This window comes from Actinocorallia populi (genome assembly GCF_002995495.1).
Lineage (GTDB): Bacteria > Actinomycetota > Actinomycetes > Streptosporangiales > Streptosporangiaceae > Actinocorallia > Actinocorallia populi.
This window is the reverse complement of the sequence record NZ_PVZV01000016.1, coordinates 1-16,505: the sequence shown is the minus strand read 5'-3', so window position 1 is coordinate 16,505 and position 16,505 is coordinate 1. Positions and strand designations below refer to the sequence as shown.

Here is a 16,505-nt window from a genome sequence, read left to right as displayed (position 1 = left end):
AGTCCAGGAGAGTCCAGCGGTCAGTCCAAGGGCGCGAGGAGAGTCCGCTGACCAGCAGGAGTGGAGTCCAGAGGAAAGTCCAGGAGGAATGAGGAGAGTCTGCAGGAGAGTCCAGGAGAGGGGTTCTGTTGGACGTGAGAGTGGACGGCCTGGACGACCCCGCGGACACGCTGGACGCCCGGACTGGACACGCTGGACGCCCGGACGCTTGGACTGGACACGCTGGACGCCTGGACTGGACGCCTGGACGCGCCCTGCTGGCACAAACGATGCGGGTTCGGATGCGTGGTGTCGCTACGGCGCGTTCCGGTCCTCCTCGACCCGGGAAATCTGGGACCCCGCGCCCAGAACCGTCAACGTGTAGATCTTGTGGCGAACGCGATGATGTCGGAGAGGCCAGGCCGGTAGTCGTCGGATGTGTCCACGATCAGGGTCGGCAGGTCCATTGCGATCGGTACGAAGGACGCGATCGGGCTGTTGCCGGACGCGATGGCTTCCAGCAGACCGGCGTCGCCGTGGGCGGCCCGGTGGACGTCGGTGGCGGCGCGCTCGGCGACCCGGGCGTGGGCGGTGTCGGTGGACAGCTCGCAGCGGATGATCCGGATGTCGGCCATCGGCGCCAGGCCTTCCAGGAGCGGCCGCCACAGCCGGTCTTGGAAGGCAGCCTCGGCGACGGTGGTCGTCCCGGACTTCAGGAGCGTGGTGAGCACGTCGGTGAACGTTGAAAGTGCGGTCAGGTTGAGCGGGTCGTCGCCGCCGGGCTTGTAGCCGGGCCTCGCCATGACGAGGCCCTGTTTGATCTCGTCGCGGATGATCAGGGGGCAGCCGATCTGCGCGGCAATCTTCCGGGCCAGGGTGGTCTTGCCGCTTCCGGGCGGGCCGCTGACCACGATCAGCGTCGGCGAGCTTGTGGTCCCAGCGCATTGTGGCACTTCACGCATGGTCGGTCCGTCCGTCGTGAAAGGCAGGTTCGGGATGCCCGGTTATCTACGGCTGTGTCGGTCGGTGTTCGTCCCAGCGGCGCACGGCCTCCCGGATCTGGATGACGTTCGGGCTGGTGAGGCGTGGGTTCGCCGCGAGGCTGCGCAGGTAGTCCTCCGCGCCCTGGGCCAGGGCGGAGTCGGGGAAAGCGGTCACGGCCGCGGTGTGGGTGTGAGGGACGCCGATATGGCTCCAGGCGTCCATGTCGGACCCGTGGCAGTCGGCGGGGATGTGACCGTCGACGAACCCGCCACCGGGACGCTGACACAGCCAGTCGATGCGCAGCGCGCAGTCGCAGGCCAGCATCCCGGTCATGGCTGGGTAGCGGCGCTGCCATTCGGCGTCCAAGGGGTACACGTCGCACGAGTGCGGGATACGTCGGCCGCACAGGCAGCAATTCAGAGTGATCTTTATCTTCGCCACGGTTCCTCCGGCAGGAGCAAGGGCCTTGGCGTCACCGTAGCGTCCGACCTCGTCTGATCACCGAGTCTTGAGCCGAACATGAGATCAGAGCCGTGTCCGCGCTGCCGAGGCGAAGCGGCGTGAGCTCGTCTGGCCCGCAGCAGGCGGGCGGTTAGCTCTCCTGGCGGGTACGGGCTGCGCGGACGGCAGCCCGAGTGAGATATAGGGGCAGCAGGCACACCAGCGGCAGCCCCCACTGCACCGGCCAGGCGGCATTCTCGAGCATGACCGTCCCTGCCAGGTACATCGCCCCCGTGGCCAGCACCAGGACGATCCAGATCAGGCGGCGCGGGCGTTCTGTCAGGACGGGGTCGAACATCACGAGCTGGACGGGCATGACGGTGACGAAGAGGCCCGTCGAGAGGGCGGCCAGGATCCCCATCACCCAGTTGTGGTGCTGGGCCTCTACTGCGCCGATGAAGATGCCGCCGAACACTGCCGGCGGGAGGATCGCGATGAGAAACGGAAAGGCGTACCGGGGATCGATCATCGGCCCATCCTGGGAGGCGCCTGCCCGATCGGGCTATCGCCGAGAAGGTCTCAAAGACGATTTTGCCCCGACCGCAGTAGGACACGGCCGGGGTCAGGTACTTCGCCGGCGAGGTGCACTGGTCGCCGTGGAGCGGTTGCCGGATGCGGTGAATCGAGCGTCTTAGCCCGAGGCCTGGCGTGTTGGTCAGGCGCCGTGTTGGGCCGCAGCTTGGTCGATCTGTTCGGCGAGGTCGAAGTCGAGGGCGGTCAGGGCGTTGCCGGCGTCGTGGGTGGTGAGAGTGAAGGTGACGTTGCGCCAGCGGATGTCGATGTCGGGGTGGTGGTTGGCGTCTTCGGCGGCCTTGGCGGCCGCGGCGACGATGTCGATCCCGGCGAGGAACGTGGGGGCCTGGACGGTCCGAGTGATGGTGTCGCCGTCACGCCTCCACTGCGGGAGTTCGGCGAGGCGGGCGGTGATCTGGTCTTCGGTGAGCGCTGCCATGGTGTTTGCTCCTCAACTCGTTGATGCGTGGAAGGCGAGCACATCACGCATCTTGGCGAACTCGGTCGTCGTGCGCGCGCCCATGGGGATCGCCCTGGCCGCAGCGCTGGCGGTCTTGAGGACCATGGTGGTGCGGCATTTCAGGGGGACGGTCATCACCGCGGTGCTGATAACGGTCGCGGCCTCGTCATGGTCGCCGTCCAGGGCGTGGGCTTTGGCTTGGGAGAACCAGGCGAGGGCGTAGTCGAGGCAGCCGTCAGGCTGCAGGCAGCCGTCGGCGGCGTGTCCGGCGAACCGGTCGAGGACTTCGCTGTGGTGGAGCATGCCGCGCTGGGTGTCGCCGACGTCGGTGTAGGTCTCGCCCAGGTAGGCGTTGAGCTGCAGGCGGGTGATTCCGAGGATGCCGTCGGTGGTGGCTTCCATCGGCAGAGCCTCGTGCATCTCGGCGGCCTTGTCGAGGTCGGCCAGGACGGCGGCGCGGGAGCCGGGGTGGGCGGCTTTGGCCCGGGCGCGGACGGTGAGCGCCCGCACGGCCGCCGCGGAAGGCGCCTTGCCCGCGAGGGCCAGGGCGCGGTCGGCGTGCCGGACGGCGTCGGCGGCGTTGCCGTAGTACAGCGGCAGGAGGGCGCGGCGGGCGGTGGCCCAGGCGCGCAGATCCCGCGTCTCGGTCTGGTCGGCTGACAGCTGGCTGTAGAGGAACCACTCATCGGCTTTGCGCTGGTTGCCCAGATGAAGCATCAAAATGCCGAGCATCCCCGACAGGTAGGAGATCACGGTGAGCAGCCGTGCGGCCGTGGCCGGGGTACGGGTACGCTCCAGGAGCTCGTCCGCGGAGCGCAGGTCCATGGCGACGTCGCCCATGACTTCGCTGCTGGCCCCGGTGATGAAGGCGGCGTCGTAGTTGCGCACCCGGGCTTCGAGGTACTCCACCGCCGTCTCGGACAACTCGCTTTGGAGGAAGCGGCTGAGCCGGGCGCGGACTTCGTCGAGGTCGCGTGCGGTGCCGGCGTCGATCTGGTCAGGGGCGTCGGCACGTCCGGTGAGGGTGGAGGCGGCGCGGGCCTGAGCTGCGAGCGCGGACCGCTCGCTGGCGCTGTAGTCGCTGCCGAAGCCCAGGCGGTCGGGACGGGTGCCGTAGAACTGGCAGAGCACATCACGCAGATGCTCACGGGGCTGGGCCCTGCCGGTCTCCCACTGGGACAGCTGCTGCTTGCTCACCGTGGAGCCGCGCAGCGCGGTGATCTGCCGGGCGACCTCATCCAGGGTCAGGTCTGCGGCGAGGCGGAAGGCGCGAAGGCGGCTCACCCCGGTGCGCTCAGCGATGGCGTCGACAAGCGCCTCAGGGCTCCAGGACTCCCGCGCGGCTTGCTCGCGGAGACTGCGGGCGGTCTGCTGGGGTTTCACGTCGGCTCCTCAGTGGACTGCTTTCCACAGTAGCCACGAAACTTCGGCCCCGAGCAGGGCTTGTCCGCGCCTCGTCATCGCCTCCTGTGACAAGGGCGGCGGGCCGTCATGGAACCGCTGGACGGACGGCGTCTGTCACAGCTGGCCGACATTGCGACGAGTGAGAATCCCAGCCACTGTTCGGTCACTGCCCGTATCGGTCTGGCTTACAGCGAGGTAGCGATGGCCCCGAGCGTCACAGAGGTGGAGCTGGCCCGGCTCGCCGAGGTCTACGGGAGCGACTGGCGGCTGTGGACCTCTGACGAGGGGCATCTGTACGCCTCCCGCGTGAAAGCCCCGCCGCGAGTGGCCAAGGGCGCCGGCTACTACGGCGTCTACCCGAACGTGCACGCACCGACCAGCACGGCCCTGGAAGCCGAGCTGGAGAAGCAGGCGGCGGCGATGGCCGTCGTCGAAGCGATCGCGGCGGAGGGCCTGTGATGCTCCGGCGCGACAGGACCCTGAGCCAGCGGCTCGTTGATGCGCGGGAGGCGGACCGGGCCAACCGTGCGATCGCCGCGCGGATGGACGGCGACTTCCCCTGCTGGGTCGTGCTCTACAGCCCGCACCGGGGCAGCTTCTCGGCCTTCCCGCTCCACCGCGCGCCCGTGGACGTCGACGAAGACACCGATCCCGACAAGCTGGCCGACCGCATGCGCGCCGTCGATGAGGCGCTGTACCCCACGAACTCCTTGGCCGTCGCCCCTGCCGGGGCGCGGCCCGGCGACGGCCAAGGACCTTTCCTCGCACGCCAGGTCCTGGCCGTGCGTTCATGACCGGGCGCGGCGGCCTGACCGATCCTGGCGGCCGCCGCGCTCGACCAGCCTCCGGACAACACCCTTTCTCTGTTCGCCGGGCCTGCTCTGCACTGATACGGGTCCACCGGATCCACCCCCAGGAGGTACGCGGATGCAGAACACGCAGACTCTCCCGACCCCACCCCGGTTGTGGCCCTGGTGGTCCACGGCCGCACTAGAGGAAGTCCACCAGCTGCTGGAGAGCGGAGACCTGGCCGGTGCGGCGGCTACTCACCCGCAGATCGACGCCTGTGAGCAGCTGGCCGGCCAGACACTCGCACCAGGTCGGCCGATGCTGTTGTGTGATTCGGGGACGAGCGCGTTGGAGACCGCCTACCAGGCGCTGCGCCTGGAGGAAGGTGCGCACGTCCTGGCCGCTTCCCATTCGTTCCGCTCCACGGTGACCGCGATGCTGCCCACCGGCCTCATCCCGGTGCTGTGCGACGCCGACCCGACGACCGGCGGCATCGACCTGCAGGACGCGGCCTCCCGTGTCACCGGCCGCACCGCCGCGCTGGTCATCACCCACACCTGGGGACGGCCCGTCCCCCTACAGGCCGCCCGCGCCTTCGTCGACCGCCACGGCTTGGCCCTGATCGAAGATTGCTCGCACGCCCACGGGACCCGCTGGAAGGAACAGCCGGTCGGAACCGTTGGCGATGCGGCGATCTGGTCGTGCGGCACGTGGAAGACGGTCTCCGGCGGCAAGGCCGGCCTGCTGAGCGCCGCCGACCCGGCGGTGTGGGAGCGGGCGCGGGTGTTGGCCCAGCCCAAGCGCCGCGCCCTGAACGGCCTGGCCGATCCCCGGCTGCGGGCGCTGGCCGTCACCGGCGCCGGGCACAACCGCCGCCCCCACCCCGTCGCCGCGGTCCTGGCCGCCGATCACCTGCGAAGCTTGCCCGACATCGTGGCCGTCAAGAACGAGCGAGAGCGGGCCGTCGACGCGCTGATGGCCGCGCTGCTGCCCAACCTGGCCCCGCTGGCCGACCCGCCCGGCCGCACCGCCGGAGCCCTGTACAAGATGCACTGGCGGGCGCGTTCTGCCGACGCCGTGACCGTGCTCGTGGACGTTCTGCGCGCGTGCGGTATCCGCGCCGCCCTGCCTGCCCGGCCGTTGCACGAGCTGCCGCTGTTCACCGACCCCGACCTCGGCGCGTTGCTGGGCCTGCCCGCCGCTCTCCACCACGATCCCGATGGCTTCGACGGGACGCGCCGGCTGCTGGACGCTCTGGTGGAGGTCGACACCCGCGACCTGTACGAGCCGCTCTTCGGCCCCGACCCGTACGAGCCGCTCTTCGGCCCCGACCCGTACGAGGTGGCTCTGACACGTGCCGCCGAACTCATTGAGCGAAGGAGAGACAGATGACGCTTTCCGCCCTCGCTGTGCCCTTGACCTTGCGCGGAGTCGTGATCCGCCACCGGCTGGGCCGCCTCCCATGAGCACCTACCGAGCGCTGCCCGGTCACCTGATCGACCCGGCTTGGCACCTGCCGCACTACACCACGCACTCCACCGCGCTGGGCCTGGTGATCGTGGAAGCGACCGCCGTCTCCCCCGATGCCCTGGCCACCCCCCACGACCTGGGACTGTGGAACGTCGAGCAGGAGCAGGGCCTGGCCCGCGTGGCCGAGGCGATCAATGGGCAGGGTGCGACTGCGGCGTTGCAGCTGTCGCACGCGGGCCGCAAAGCCTCCCGCACCCGCCCCTGGGGACCAGGCGGCGACCAGCCGCTCGCCGACGCCGACGGCGGATGGCAGCCGCTGGGCCCCTCTGTGATCGCGTTCGCCGACGGCTACCGCACCCCGCGCCAGATGAGCACCGAGCAGCTCCGCGACGTGGTGGACCAGTTCGCCGCCGCGGCCGCCCGCGCCGCCCGTGCCGGATTCCGCGCGGTGGAGCTGCACGCCGGGCACGGCCGTCTCCTGCACTCCTTCCTCTCCCCGCTGGCCAACCAGCGCACCGACGCCTACGGCGGCGACTTCGACAACCGGGTTCGGCTGCTGCGCCGCACCGCCCGAGCCGTGCGCCGCGCCCTGCCCGCGGACCTGCCGCTGCTCGTGCGGATCTCCGCGACCGACCACCTTCCCGGCGGATGGGGGCTGAAGGAAGCAGTGCGGTTGGCGCCGCTGCTGGCCGCCGACGGCGTCGACCTGCTCGACTGCACCTCCGGCGGCATCACCCGCCCCGAACCCCGCCCCGCAGGCCCGGCCTGGCAGGCGGCCTACGCCCGCACCATCCGCCGGCGAGGAGGGATGCCCACCGCCGCCGTAGGCAAGATCACCAACCTGGGGCAGGGCGCAGCCCTGATCCGCGAGGGAGCCTGCGACCTCGTCCTCATGGGCCGCCAGCTCCTGGCCGACCCGATGCTGGCAGCCCGCCACGCCCCCGACCTGGCGCCCGCCTCCTACCGGCGGGCGCTGACCACCGTCGGCACCGCCGACGGCCACCTGGCCCCCGAGCTGTGAGGAGCGCCGGGTGATCGTGCTGGACGGGCCGGGGCTCATCGTGGTCCGCACCCGCAAGACCGCCTCGACCTCCCTGGAGATCGCCCTGTCCGCCCTAGCCGGACCCGACGACATCATCACCTCCCTGTCCCCGCGAGATGAGGAACTGCGGCGAACCGAAGGCGGACGTCCGCCACAAAACCACCTGCACCCCGGCCTGCACGCGGGCCCCGCGCCCGCCCCGCCGGGAGTGTGCGGCCGGGTCCGGTTCTACAACCACATGCCCGCCCGCCACCTGCGCGCCGAACTCGGCGCCCCCTGGGAGCGGTACGTGAGCGTCGCGGTGGAGCGCAACCCGTTCGAGAAGGTGGCCAGCCTCTACTTCCACCGCCACCGCAACCCCCACCTGCGGCCCTCGATGGAGGAGTTCATCGCCACCGGCGAGTTCGCCGACGCCCTGAACTGGCCCCTCTACACCGACCACGACGGCCGCGTGATGGTCGACCACCTGCTGCGCCACGAGCACCTCGAGGAACAACTCGCCGACCTGTGCGAGCTGGTAGGGCTGCCGCCGCTGCGGCTCCCGCACGCCAAGGCCCACTTCCGCCCACCAGGCCTGCACTACCGGGACGTCCTGGACGCCGCCGCCCGCCAAGCCGTCGAAGAGGCCTACACCCGGGAATTCGATCTCCTGGAGTACCGCTGGTGAACGCAAAGCGGGCGGGCCGGGACCGAAGTCCCTGCCCGCCCGCCTCTTCGCTCGGACTGAAGTCAGGCTTGCTGCTCCGCATCGGCGGTGACGGAGACGCCGGTCAGGCGCATCAGGTCAGCGGCGAAGGCGGGGTAGCTGGTGGCGACGGACTCCCACCGGTTGATGGTGGTGGTGCCGCTGGTCGCACACGATGCGGCGACGGCCGCGGCCATCGCCAGACGGTGATCCCCGTGGCTGTCGACCCGGGCGGCGTGCAGCTGGCCGCCGCCTTCGATGACCATGCCGTCCTCCAGCTCGCTGACCTTGACGCCGAACGCCCGCAGCATCGCGCACGTGTAGGAGATACGGTCGGACTCCTTGGCTCGCAACTCCGCAGCCCCGGAGATGACGGTGGTGCCGTGCGCGAGCGCCGCGGCGATCGCCAGCACCGGCACCTCATCGACGATCCCCGGGATGTCCTCCGCACCCAGCTCCACCGCCTGCAGCCGAGAGGCGCGGACCGTCAACGTCCCGCCGGCCTGGTCGAAGTCGACATCGGCGCCCATCCGCTGGAGCACCCCGACGAAGTCCGAGCGGCCGAACCCCGGGTACAGGTCATGCACGGTGACCTCGCCACCGTCGCTGATCGCGGCGGCCACCGCCCAGAAAGCAGCCTGCGACGGGTCTCCGGGAACGTGCACAGTCGTGGCGGCCAGGTCGCTGCGCTCCACGCTCACCCGCGTGTCCTGCACGGCGACGCGGCCGCCGAACTGCTCCAGCATCTCCTCGGTGTGCCTGCGCGTCGGGTGGACCTCCTCCACCACCGTGCGACCTTCAGCCGACAGGCCGGCGAGGAGGATCGCGCTTTTGACCTGGGCCGAGGCCTGGGCGGGCGCGTAGGTGATGGCGTGCAAACCGCCGCCGCGCACCACCAGCGGCGCCAGACGGCCACCCTCCCGGCCGTCGACGCGAGCGCCCATCTCCCGCAACGGGACCGCGATCCGATCCATCGGACGCCGCCGCAGGTACTCATCCCCCGTCAGCACCGACAGGCCATCGATCCCGGCGCACACCCCCGCGGTCAGCCGGATCCCCGTCCCGGCGTTGCCGTGGTCCAGGACGTCATCGGGCTCATGACGCAGCGGACCGGTCACCAGCAGCCGGCCCTGCCCGTCCTCGACGACCTCGACCCCGAACCGCTCGACCGCGTGACGGGTACAGGTCACATCCTGTCCGCGAGACAGTCCCTCCAGAATGCTGGTGCCGTGGGCGAGCGCCGCGAGCAGTAGCGCCCGATGAGAGATCGACTTATCGCCCGGCACCCGCAGGGCGCCCCGGGCCGCACCGCCCCCTTCCACCCGGATACAGGACACAGCATCGAGATCAGAAACTGCATAGGTCATGTCGGCATCCCCAAAGATGAAGGAGGGCACTGGCCTGAGACGGGGTGATCAACGACGCACAGTCGGTAATGATCACACTGAACATGACCCTACCCCGCCCACAGCCTCCGACTCAGAGGATTCTGAACGCCACCAGATACATCGTCCGTCGACGAAGAAGGAATCGCTCGTAGTGGTTTACCGCGGTAAACCACTAGGCCCCCTGAGTGTCCTGGCCTCTGAAGCGACTGTTGTGCTGGGATGATGCTCCTTGCCCGAAGTACCGCTCATCACGGGAAGCAAACGGAGCTCATGGAATCACGTGTCCTTGTCGTGTCCACAGACCCTCAAGGGTCGGCAGTCTGGTGGGCCGACCGAGTCGGCGACGAAGCCCTGCCCTTCGACTTCACGCAAGCCCACGACGACATCGATGGCATCGCGAATCTCAAGAACATCGGCGCGCGCATCCACGTCGTGGCCAATCAGAAGGGCGGTGTAGGCAAGACCACTACCACCGTCAACCTCGCTGCGGTCGTCCAGAACGCACTTGGCCATGCCCCAGGCGGCTACCTCCACGTCTTCGTCGACACCCCTGGCAGCCTGGAGAACGAGCACATCCTCGCTGCCTGCCTGGACGTCGCCGACGACGTCGTCGTCCCTATGCCGCCTGAGCCTTTGGCGTTCGATGCGACCGCCCGTACCGTCTCCCGGGTCCTCACCCCTCGCGGATTGCCGTTCAAAGTCGTGGTGAACGCCTGGGATCCGCGAGACGGCCGCGCCGACCTGGAAGAGACCCTCGCCTATATCGACGCGCAGGGCTGGCCCCGCACCCAGGCCGTCATTCGCCGCTACAAAGTCCACACCCGAGCCAGCGCCGAAGGGATCGTGGTCACCCAGTACTCGAAGAACCGCGTCGCCATGGAGGCACGCGAAGACTTCTTCCGCCTCGCGCTCGAACTCGGCTACGGAGGTGCCGCCTGATGGGCCGTAGGACCAGCCTCGCCTCGCTGGCCGGCAAACCCATCGAAGATGTCCCTGGGCACAGCACCCCGACCTTGGTCCGCCTGAAGCCAGACCAGATCGTCCCCACCCCGCTGAACCCGCGCAAGAACTTCGGCACCGAGGAAGAGCTGACCGAACTCGGCGAAAGCCTGCGCGTCCGCCAGCTCCAGCCGGTCGTCGCGGTCAGCCGTACCGCCTACCTCAAGCTCTGGCCTGAGCACGAGCCCATCATTGGTGAGGCCACCTACGTCCTCGCCAACGGCGAGCGCCGCTACCGCTCAGCCCGCCACGTCGGCTTGGACTTCCTAGATGTCCTGATCCGCGAAGACGTTGCCGACAACCGCGCCAGGTTCATCGACGCTGTGGTCAGCGAGAACCTCGACCGCAGGAACTTTGATCCCATCGAAGAAGCCCACGCTGTCGAGGCCATGGTGGCCGAGTGCGGCAGCGCTAACGAAGCTGCCGAACGGTTCCGCCGCCACAAGACCTGGGTGTCCCAGCGTCGAGCTCTCCTGCGCCTCACCTCAGAGCTGCAGGAGAAGGTCCGCGTCGGCGACCTGCCCGTCCGGATCGCGCGCTCCATTGCCAGCCATCCTCCCGAGGACCAAGAGATGGCTTGGAAGACCACGCGTGAACGAGAAGCAGCCGAAGCACAAGAACGAAGCGCACGCCGTCAAGAAGAACGAGCAGCTGTGGCTGCTTCCTCGGTCGAGGCGGCGAGTCAACGCCCTACCGGCAGTCCCACCAGCGTGCCGATGACCACTCAGCCGCAATCCGACCGGACTACTGAGGTGAACCGGCCAAACGAAGCTGTCGGTATCACGGAGCCAGAGCCGGGCGGCGGCCAGATTACCGCGGTAAACCAGCCGACGGACGCTACCGCTTCGAAGCTGGAGGACGATCGGTTTACCGCGGTAAACCGGTCTGCGACCACTCGACGCGAAACCACAAGTCCTGTACTTCCGTCTGCAGACACAGTTGTGCCGTGGGAGTCACCTTCTGCGCTTGCTGCGCTGATCCGGGACCGGCTCAGTCCGGATGACGTGGCTGTGCTCGTTCACCACCTCACCACGCCTGCCGTCTGAGCAGACCTCACCTCTACCGCCCGTCCGCATCGCATCGTTTGCGGGCGGGCGTCGCGTTCAGCACTCGGTGGCTCGGCTGACCAGTCCACGGCCAGCCCTGGATCACTCCATCTGCCTTGTCCGGAAAGTCAGAAGCAGATGGATTTTCGTGGTGCGCCTGGTGTTGCCAGGGCTGGTTAGGTCTGGCCCTGTAGCGAGAAGGTTACTTCCGTGGATGGAACAAGGCTTTAAAACCGCGCTGAGCAGGGGTTCCCTTGCTTGCGGAGCGGTAGCTGGGCCGTGAGGGGCTTTGACAGTAGGGGGCCCTCGACCCTACGGTCGAGGCATAGTTGGGTTAGATAAGTGTCGTTTGCTTGACACATTTCGTCCCTTGTCGCCTCTTGGCGGCGGGTATGGATCGTGTGAGGGAAACGGAGAGCCCCGCACCCGGTTTCTCAGGCCATGTAGGTGCGAGGCTTCCGCTGGAAGGCCTCAGGCTGGTCCCGTCATCGGGTTCCGTCCTGGGGCCTTACTCCTGCCAGCTCCGAAGGAGTTCTTCGGCCACGGCCTTTGCGATGCCGCCGGTGACGGCGCACAAGAGGGCGAGGACGAGCTTTGCCAGCCACTGGGTGTAGCGGCGCTTCGGTGCCGATGGCGGCTCTTGGTCCGCTGGCGGATCAGTCCTTTCCTTGGGGGGCTGTTCCTGCGGGGCAGAGCTTGGCAAGGCCATCTGGTCTCCCTGGTGTTCACGTTCGCCCAGAGGGCGAGGTCGGCCGGCGGAAGCCGGGGGCTTTCGCCGGGATCGCGTTGAGCGACCCACGTGAAGACCTCTCAACGCCCGTGAACAAGCCGTTAGAGACTTAACAGTCGACGCTACCAGGATCACGCCGGAGCGGGAGGCGGCTGAATGCGTCATTTCCGTTGTGTCGGGCTATCTAGCTGCGGATATTCCGCCAGATACATGAACCGACCGGAAGGAGTCCGTTTGTGTGAGACTCAGTGTCAAGCGACACACTGAATGACTCTTCTGGTGCCGTAGGGCCTGTTAGGGAGCATGGCGAGGCTGGGTGCGGTTTCTGGCCGGGACGTCCGAGCGCGGGTCAGTCATCGCCTGAAGCAGGCTCCATCTGCGGATCTGCCCAAAAATCGATGAGCGCCTCGATCTCGTCGTGGTCGGGGTGGCGGCGTTGAGTGAGCATTTCCCATCGGGTGATCAAGAGAAGCAACAGCAGGCCTTCCTCGTTGCTGGCATCGATGCGAGAGGTGGGCTCGATGCCCCAGGGGGGAGCTGCCCGGCAGGGGGCAGTTGAGAGCGTTGTCGTCATGCTGATCACTGTCGTGCAGGGGCGGCGGCGTGTCAGGAGCACGGCTGATTTCGTACGCATCCGGACGACAGCGAACCCACCCGGACAGTTTCGGACTGATGGGCGGTGCTTATAGAGGAGCCGGTTTGTGGTCCGGATCCGTCCGGGTGCGTCCGGGTAGGTTCGGATGCGTCCGAGTGAGTCCGGTACCGGCGAGTAATGGTGACAAGTGGGAGTCAATTAGGTGAAATGCGTTTAACACGTTTACGGGGCCAGGGTGAGCAGATGCGGTGTTGCCGGGCTCTGGGCCCTGTGATGCTGATGGGGATCGACCTGTCCTGCTGGACAACCCACAGAAAACGGGCAAGCCATGCATCAAGCATCACGACGGGATCCGCCTCCTGCTGTGGCCGCCTTCACGCGGCAGCTTCAGCGTGCCCACGCGGCGGTAGGACCACCGCGGCCCAGTCGTCTGCTGAAGATCTCCAAAACCCTGCCCGGGGACATCCACCTGGCGAGAAGCACGCTGCATGACAACCTCAGCGGTCGGCGGCTGACGCTGCCGGCATGGGACTGGGTTGCCACCTTCATTGCCGCGCTGAGGATCACGGCCAAGGAAACGCATCTGGACCCGGACAAGACGGTCGGGACGATCGAGATGTGGAGTCTGCGCTACCAGGCCACCAAACGCAGCCTCAAAGACGGAAGCTGCGACGAGCAGCCCCTGACGGCACCCATCGCCGAGACCGCATCCACTGCGGCCACACGCCAGGCCGAGTACAAGATCACTGACTCCGCATCTTCCGGTACCGGAACAGACGCCGAGAAGCAGTCGAGGATGGCGACGGGCTCATCCGAGGCGAGTTCCCTCTTTGCTGATGAGGCCGCTCACCCCTACCAGGAATGGTTCGGAGACCATGGGGAGGAGCTGTTCCGTGCCGCCACACACGAAGATGCCGAGGCCGCCTGCCGCTTGGGCATCCTGCTGCTGTGCATCGGCCAGGTGGAGACCGCCTTGATCTGGGTGGAACTGGCAGCCATCAGCGAAGACGCGATGGCCCTGTCCCTTCGCGATGCCGACTCCGAACAGCGACGCGAACTGGCCTCTGCCTACGCCTACGAACTCGCGCTCCCCGTAGGCACCCTCGAGGAAGACCCACTGGCCCCCACAGGAACGACCAGCAGAGCTCCCGCCGTCTATTACCAAGCTGCAGCCACCGCAGGGCACGCTGGCGCCGCCTACCGGCTGGGGCTGCTGAAAGAAGCACAGGGCGAACCTCAGGAAGCACTGCGCTGGCTTCGCATCGCCGCCCATGCCTCCTACCCCGAGGCACTCCCCCGGTGGGAACGGCTGCACCACGCCCTCCTCAACGAGCCAGAAGACGACTAGTTGTATTGACTTGCAGGGTTGTTGACGCGGGTGATGGGTGCCGCGCCGCCGAGGGCAGTGTGGCACCGGTGGTGGTTGTAGGTGTGCAGGAAGGCGGCGCAGGTGGTGGCTTTCTCGTCCGCGTGGATCTCGCTGTAGGCGATGCGGGTGTGGTCGTCGACGGCCGAGTGGACGTAGTCGAATCTGATGACGCGGCGCCGGTCACGGCAGCCGCTGTCGCGGCCGTGACCGTGCCATCCTCCGCCGTCGGGGATGCGGCCGAGTTTCTTGACGTCCACGTGCACCAGTTCTCCGGGGTAGCGGCGGATCACCTGGCCGGTGGGACGGTCCATGAAGGACAGCCGGTTGAGGCCGTGCCGGCACAGGATCCGGTGGACGGTCGAGGCGGGCAGGCCCAGGATCGGGCCGATGCGGGCCGAGCCGAGCTTGCGGCCGGTGCGCAGACGGCAGACCTGCTCTTCCACCTCGGCCGGGGTGCGGTGCGGGGTGGCGTGGGGCCGGCTGGGGCGGTCGTGCAGGCCTGCCGGTCCCTCGGCGCGCCAGCGGGCCACCCATTTGTGGGCGGTCTGGCGGGAGATGCCCATCTCCGCGGCCACATGGGCCACCGGGCGGCCCGAGGCGACACGCTCGATGAGCAGACGCCGCCCGTGGACCGTCAACCTGGCGTTACGGTGGGACACGAAGACCTCCGAGGTGGTGTGGACCTAGACAGCTCCACCACCTCGGAGGTCTTCACTGTTGATCAAGCACCCTCAACCCGTGTCAACAACGTTCATGATCATTACAACTAGTGGATGGAGTTCCGGTTGATGGGGGTCACGCCGGGGGGCAGGGCCGACTCGGTGGGGGCGGGGAGGGGGAAGCCCTCGAAGACGTGCCGCCAGGCCGCGGTCCAGCGGGCGATGAGGGCAGTGTCACCACCGCAGGCGCGGACGAAGCCCTGGATGTAGCGGAGCCGGACCGTCGGCCACTTCGATGGGTTCTCGGACACCAGCCCTGCGGCGAGGGTGTGCGAGAACGCGGGGGCCTTCGTATGGGGGTCTTCGGACCACTTGGCCAGGTCACGGCTGGAGGGGCGGTCGGTGTACCTCCACAGGTCCCGCAGCACCGCCATGAACTCCTCTTCCGTGTGCGCGGTGAAGGGGTCGGGCATGACGGCCGTGTGTCTCGCCGGGCCAGCGTTCAGCGGCGGCGCGGTGGCACCGGACGGTCTCGGTCGAGTCGTCTCCTCACCGTCGGCGGCGCTCACGTTGAAGTTGCCGGTGACCTCCGCGCCGGTAAAGGCGCGCAGGACTTCGGGGGTGGCGCCGCTGATGTTGAGGTCCCCCGCCACCTTCATCCCAGCCGGACGGACGGTGCCGGGCCGGGCACCAGCAACGGGACGGAGAGACTTGCTGGGTTCCTTTCTCGTTGAGTCGACAAACTGTTGGATAGCCTCGCGAGCGGTCAGGAGATCCACAGCGTCCACGTGCGGGAGCTGCGCGCTGAGAAGCTCGAGTTTGACCTTGGACGGGAAGAGAGTTCCAGCTAGAAACTGGCGAGCTTCGTCAGGGCTGAGGTGGCCCGCGCTCATGCGGCTGATCTGGTCGAACGTGTAGCGGCCCAGGACCCTCCGCGTCACTGCGCGGAAGTCTCCGAGGAAATCGTCATTGATCTCGAAAGCGGCCATGGTGCTCGCCCGCCTCAGGCCAGGAGGCCGTGGCCGGGCCCACGGACGTCGCGGGCGACCAGGACGGTGACCATGAGCGTCCCGGCGTTCAGGACGACGTTGACCTGCTCGGCGTCGGCGCCCACGCCCAGCAGCACGAGCACGGACATGAAGACGATGAGGACGACCGACGCAGGCCAGTCGTCCCCGAGGTGCAGCAGACGCTTCATAGCGCCTCTCCTTCACTCGGTTGGGAACCCGTATTCTTTTGTGCGTCCCTTCTCGTCCCGGCGGTCCCGGTTTGCAGTCCGGGCAGGCACGAGAAGATTCGCCGAGAGCTAATTGTGTATTACGTTCCGAGACCTGTCCACCGGTTCGCAGGCCTTTGACGGCACTGGACAGGAGGACCTTGTGAACAGCGGAAACATGGCGACCGGCCGCGAAGCGCGAACCATTGTTGGCCATTGTTAAATGCCGTTGCGGTCTGTCAGGTGCTGTAAAATCGCGTCAGATGCTGTCTGATGGTGTCCGTTGGGCTTGCTTTCGGGATTAAAAAATCCGATGGTGAGTCGTACACCGATGGAAAGAGCATCGGGATCGTGTCCAACTCCTTCACTCGGTTGGGAACCCGGATCGAAGAGCCAGGACACGAAGAGGGCGGCCAGCTGGTTGCAGCCGGTATCCGGTCGCCTGACGCCGGCCCGGGCCGGGATGGCGTGCGCGCGTCGCACGTCCTCCGACCCGGGCCGCCCGTCTTCCGTAATCTTTGAGCAGCCTTCCGCAAGGTTGAGCAGTGCTGGTGTCGGCGTCCCGAGGCGCTGCTGCGAGCCCCCCTGGGTTTCACATAAGAGCACGTCTTATGTGGTGATTCGGGAGAGTCTCTTGTAGCAGATCAGGGCGGCGGCGAGGGTGAGGAACGCGGCG

At 67.8% G+C, this 16,505-nt stretch carries 18 protein-coding genes; 8 read left to right on the top strand and 10 right to left on the bottom strand.

From position 1 onward, the window contains the following. Window positions 1-353: 353 nt before the first annotated feature. The 5 genes from C2865_RS38550 to C2865_RS38530 all read right to left on the bottom strand — a co-directional run bounded on the left by C2865_RS38550 (window position 354) and on the right by C2865_RS38530 (window position 3,820). Window positions 354-932 (bottom strand): P-loop nucleotide/nucleoside kinase family protein, encoded by a 579-nt coding sequence (locus C2865_RS38550; RefSeq protein WP_198653897.1) that lies wholly within the window; start codon window positions 930-932, stop codon window positions 354-356. Window positions 933-987: 55 nt separating this feature from the next. Beyond that, window positions 988-1,338: a hypothetical protein gene (locus C2865_RS38545; RefSeq protein ID WP_157964098.1), complete on the bottom strand. Its 351-nt coding sequence runs from the start codon at window positions 1,336-1,338 to the stop codon at window positions 988-990. 217 nt (window positions 1,339-1,555) lie between these two features. Next, window positions 1,556-1,933 carry a hypothetical protein gene (locus tag C2865_RS38540; RefSeq protein WP_106403739.1) on the bottom strand — a complete coding sequence of 126 codons (378 nt, stop codon included), beginning with the start codon at window positions 1,931-1,933 and terminating at the stop codon, window positions 1,556-1,558. Between the two features lie 186 nt (window positions 1,934-2,119). Then, window positions 2,120-2,416: a 4a-hydroxytetrahydrobiopterin dehydratase gene (locus C2865_RS38535; protein ID WP_106403738.1), complete on the bottom strand. Its 297-nt coding sequence runs from the start codon at window positions 2,414-2,416 to the stop codon at window positions 2,120-2,122. 12 nt (window positions 2,417-2,428) lie between these two features. Further along, window positions 2,429-3,820 (bottom strand): helix-turn-helix domain-containing protein, encoded by a 1,392-nt coding sequence (locus C2865_RS38530; RefSeq protein WP_106403737.1) that lies wholly within the window; start codon window positions 3,818-3,820, stop codon window positions 2,429-2,431. Window positions 3,821-4,042: 222 nt separating this feature from the next. On the opposite strand from C2865_RS38530, the gene C2865_RS38525 reads away from it, so the two are divergent. From C2865_RS38525 to C2865_RS38510, 5 genes are all read left to right on the top strand, one after another. Continuing rightward, window positions 4,043-4,300 (top strand): hypothetical protein, encoded by a 258-nt coding sequence (locus C2865_RS38525; RefSeq protein WP_106403736.1) that lies wholly within the window; start codon window positions 4,043-4,045, stop codon window positions 4,298-4,300. Beyond that, complete coding sequence (locus tag C2865_RS39830) at window positions 4,300-4,635, top strand: hypothetical protein (RefSeq protein WP_157964097.1); 336 nt, start codon at window positions 4,300-4,302, stop codon at window positions 4,633-4,635. Before C2865_RS38525 ends, C2865_RS39830 begins: the two co-directional genes overlap by 1 nt. 133 nt (window positions 4,636-4,768) lie before the next feature. Then, window positions 4,769-6,022, top strand: a complete 1,254-nt coding sequence (locus C2865_RS38520; protein WP_157964096.1) for a DegT/DnrJ/EryC1/StrS family aminotransferase — start codon at window positions 4,769-4,771, stop codon at window positions 6,020-6,022. A 70-nt stretch (window positions 6,023-6,092) separates the two neighbouring features. Beyond that, window positions 6,093-7,121, top strand: coding sequence for an oxidoreductase (locus C2865_RS38515; protein WP_106403734.1), 1,029 nt, complete (start codon window positions 6,093-6,095; stop codon window positions 7,119-7,121). Between the two features lie 10 nt (window positions 7,122-7,131). Beyond that, window positions 7,132-7,809: a sulfotransferase family protein gene (locus tag C2865_RS38510; protein ID WP_106403733.1), complete on the top strand. Its 678-nt coding sequence runs from the start codon at window positions 7,132-7,134 to the stop codon at window positions 7,807-7,809. A 62-nt stretch (window positions 7,810-7,871) separates the two neighbouring features. Here C2865_RS38510 and aroA read toward each other — a convergent pair whose 3' ends face one another. Continuing rightward, complete coding sequence (aroA, locus tag C2865_RS38505) at window positions 7,872-9,194, bottom strand: 3-phosphoshikimate 1-carboxyvinyltransferase (protein ID WP_106403783.1); 1,323 nt, start codon at window positions 9,192-9,194, stop codon at window positions 7,872-7,874. Window positions 9,195-9,485: 291 nt separating this feature from the next. On the opposite strand from aroA, the gene C2865_RS42020 reads away from it, so the two are divergent. Together C2865_RS42020 and C2865_RS38495 are read left to right on the top strand one after the other, a co-directional pair. Next, entirely contained in the window at window positions 9,486-10,154 is a 669-nt protein-coding gene (locus C2865_RS42020) for a ParA family protein (RefSeq protein WP_110554907.1), read from the top strand. Continuing rightward, the gene (locus C2865_RS38495) at window positions 10,154-11,260 is read left to right on the top strand and encodes a ParB/RepB/Spo0J family partition protein (RefSeq protein ID WP_106403732.1); all 1,107 of its coding nucleotides are present in this window, start codon (window positions 10,154-10,156) and stop codon (window positions 11,258-11,260) included. The genes C2865_RS42020 and C2865_RS38495 overlap by 1 nt, the downstream gene beginning before the upstream one ends. A gap of 1,079 nt (window positions 11,261-12,339) precedes the next feature. On the opposite strand, the gene C2865_RS39825 is transcribed toward C2865_RS38495, so the two are convergent. Beyond that, a complete protein-coding gene (locus tag C2865_RS39825; RefSeq protein WP_157964095.1) occupies window positions 12,340-12,564 on the bottom strand; it encodes a hypothetical protein in 225 nt (74 codons plus the stop codon). A 385-nt stretch (window positions 12,565-12,949) separates the two neighbouring features. Between C2865_RS39825 and C2865_RS38485 the strand changes: the two genes are divergently transcribed. Next, window positions 12,950-13,933 (top strand): hypothetical protein, encoded by a 984-nt coding sequence (locus C2865_RS38485; RefSeq protein WP_106403730.1) that lies wholly within the window; start codon window positions 12,950-12,952, stop codon window positions 13,931-13,933. Here C2865_RS38485 and C2865_RS38480 read toward each other — a convergent pair. From C2865_RS38480 to C2865_RS38470, 3 genes are all read right to left on the bottom strand, one after another. Further along, the gene (locus C2865_RS38480) at window positions 13,930-14,613 is read right to left on the bottom strand and encodes a helix-turn-helix domain-containing protein (protein ID WP_106403729.1); all 684 of its coding nucleotides are present in this window, start codon (window positions 14,611-14,613) and stop codon (window positions 13,930-13,932) included. The two genes, C2865_RS38485 and C2865_RS38480, sit on opposite strands and share 4 nt — an antisense overlap. A 107-nt stretch (window positions 14,614-14,720) precedes the next feature. Beyond that, a complete protein-coding gene (locus C2865_RS39820) occupies window positions 14,721-15,272 on the bottom strand; it encodes a hypothetical protein (protein WP_157964094.1) in 552 nt (183 codons plus the stop codon). Window positions 15,273-15,616: 344 nt separating this feature from the next. Further along, window positions 15,617-15,811, bottom strand: coding sequence for a hypothetical protein (locus C2865_RS38470; protein WP_106403727.1), 195 nt, complete (start codon window positions 15,809-15,811; stop codon window positions 15,617-15,619). Between the last annotated feature and the right edge of the window lie 694 nt (window positions 15,812-16,505).

Excerpts from the sequence above, each read along its gene's own strand:
- C2865_RS38540 (WP_106403739.1), bottom strand. The coding sequence starts at position 1,933 with ATGATCGATCCCCGGTACGCCTTTCCGTTTCTCATCGCGATCCTCCCG.
- C2865_RS38535 (WP_106403738.1), bottom strand. The coding sequence starts at position 2,416 with ATGGCAGCGCTCACCGAAGACCAGATCACCGCCCGCCTCGCCGAACTC.
- C2865_RS38525 (WP_106403736.1), top strand. The coding sequence starts at position 4,043 with ATGGCCCCGAGCGTCACAGAGGTGGAGCTGGCCCGGCTCGCCGAGGTC.
- C2865_RS39830 (WP_157964097.1), top strand. The coding sequence starts at position 4,300 with ATGCTCCGGCGCGACAGGACCCTGAGCCAGCGGCTCGTTGATGCGCGG.
- C2865_RS38520 (WP_157964096.1), top strand. The coding sequence starts at position 4,769 with ATGCAGAACACGCAGACTCTCCCGACCCCACCCCGGTTGTGGCCCTGG.
- C2865_RS38515 (WP_106403734.1), top strand. The coding sequence starts at position 6,093 with ATGAGCACCTACCGAGCGCTGCCCGGTCACCTGATCGACCCGGCTTGG.
- aroA (WP_106403783.1), bottom strand. The coding sequence starts at position 9,194 with ATGACCTATGCAGTTTCTGATCTCGATGCTGTGTCCTGTATCCGGGTG.
- C2865_RS42020 (WP_110554907.1), top strand. The coding sequence starts at position 9,486 with ATGGAATCACGTGTCCTTGTCGTGTCCACAGACCCTCAAGGGTCGGCA.
- C2865_RS38495 (WP_106403732.1), top strand. The coding sequence starts at position 10,154 with ATGGGCCGTAGGACCAGCCTCGCCTCGCTGGCCGGCAAACCCATCGAA.
- C2865_RS39825 (WP_157964095.1), bottom strand. The coding sequence starts at position 12,564 with ATGACGACAACGCTCTCAACTGCCCCCTGCCGGGCAGCTCCCCCCTGG.
- C2865_RS39820 (WP_157964094.1), bottom strand. The coding sequence starts at position 15,272 with ATGAAGGTGGCGGGGGACCTCAACATCAGCGGCGCCACCCCCGAAGTC.
- C2865_RS38470 (WP_106403727.1), bottom strand. The coding sequence starts at position 15,811 with ATGAAGCGTCTGCTGCACCTCGGGGACGACTGGCCTGCGTCGGTCGTC.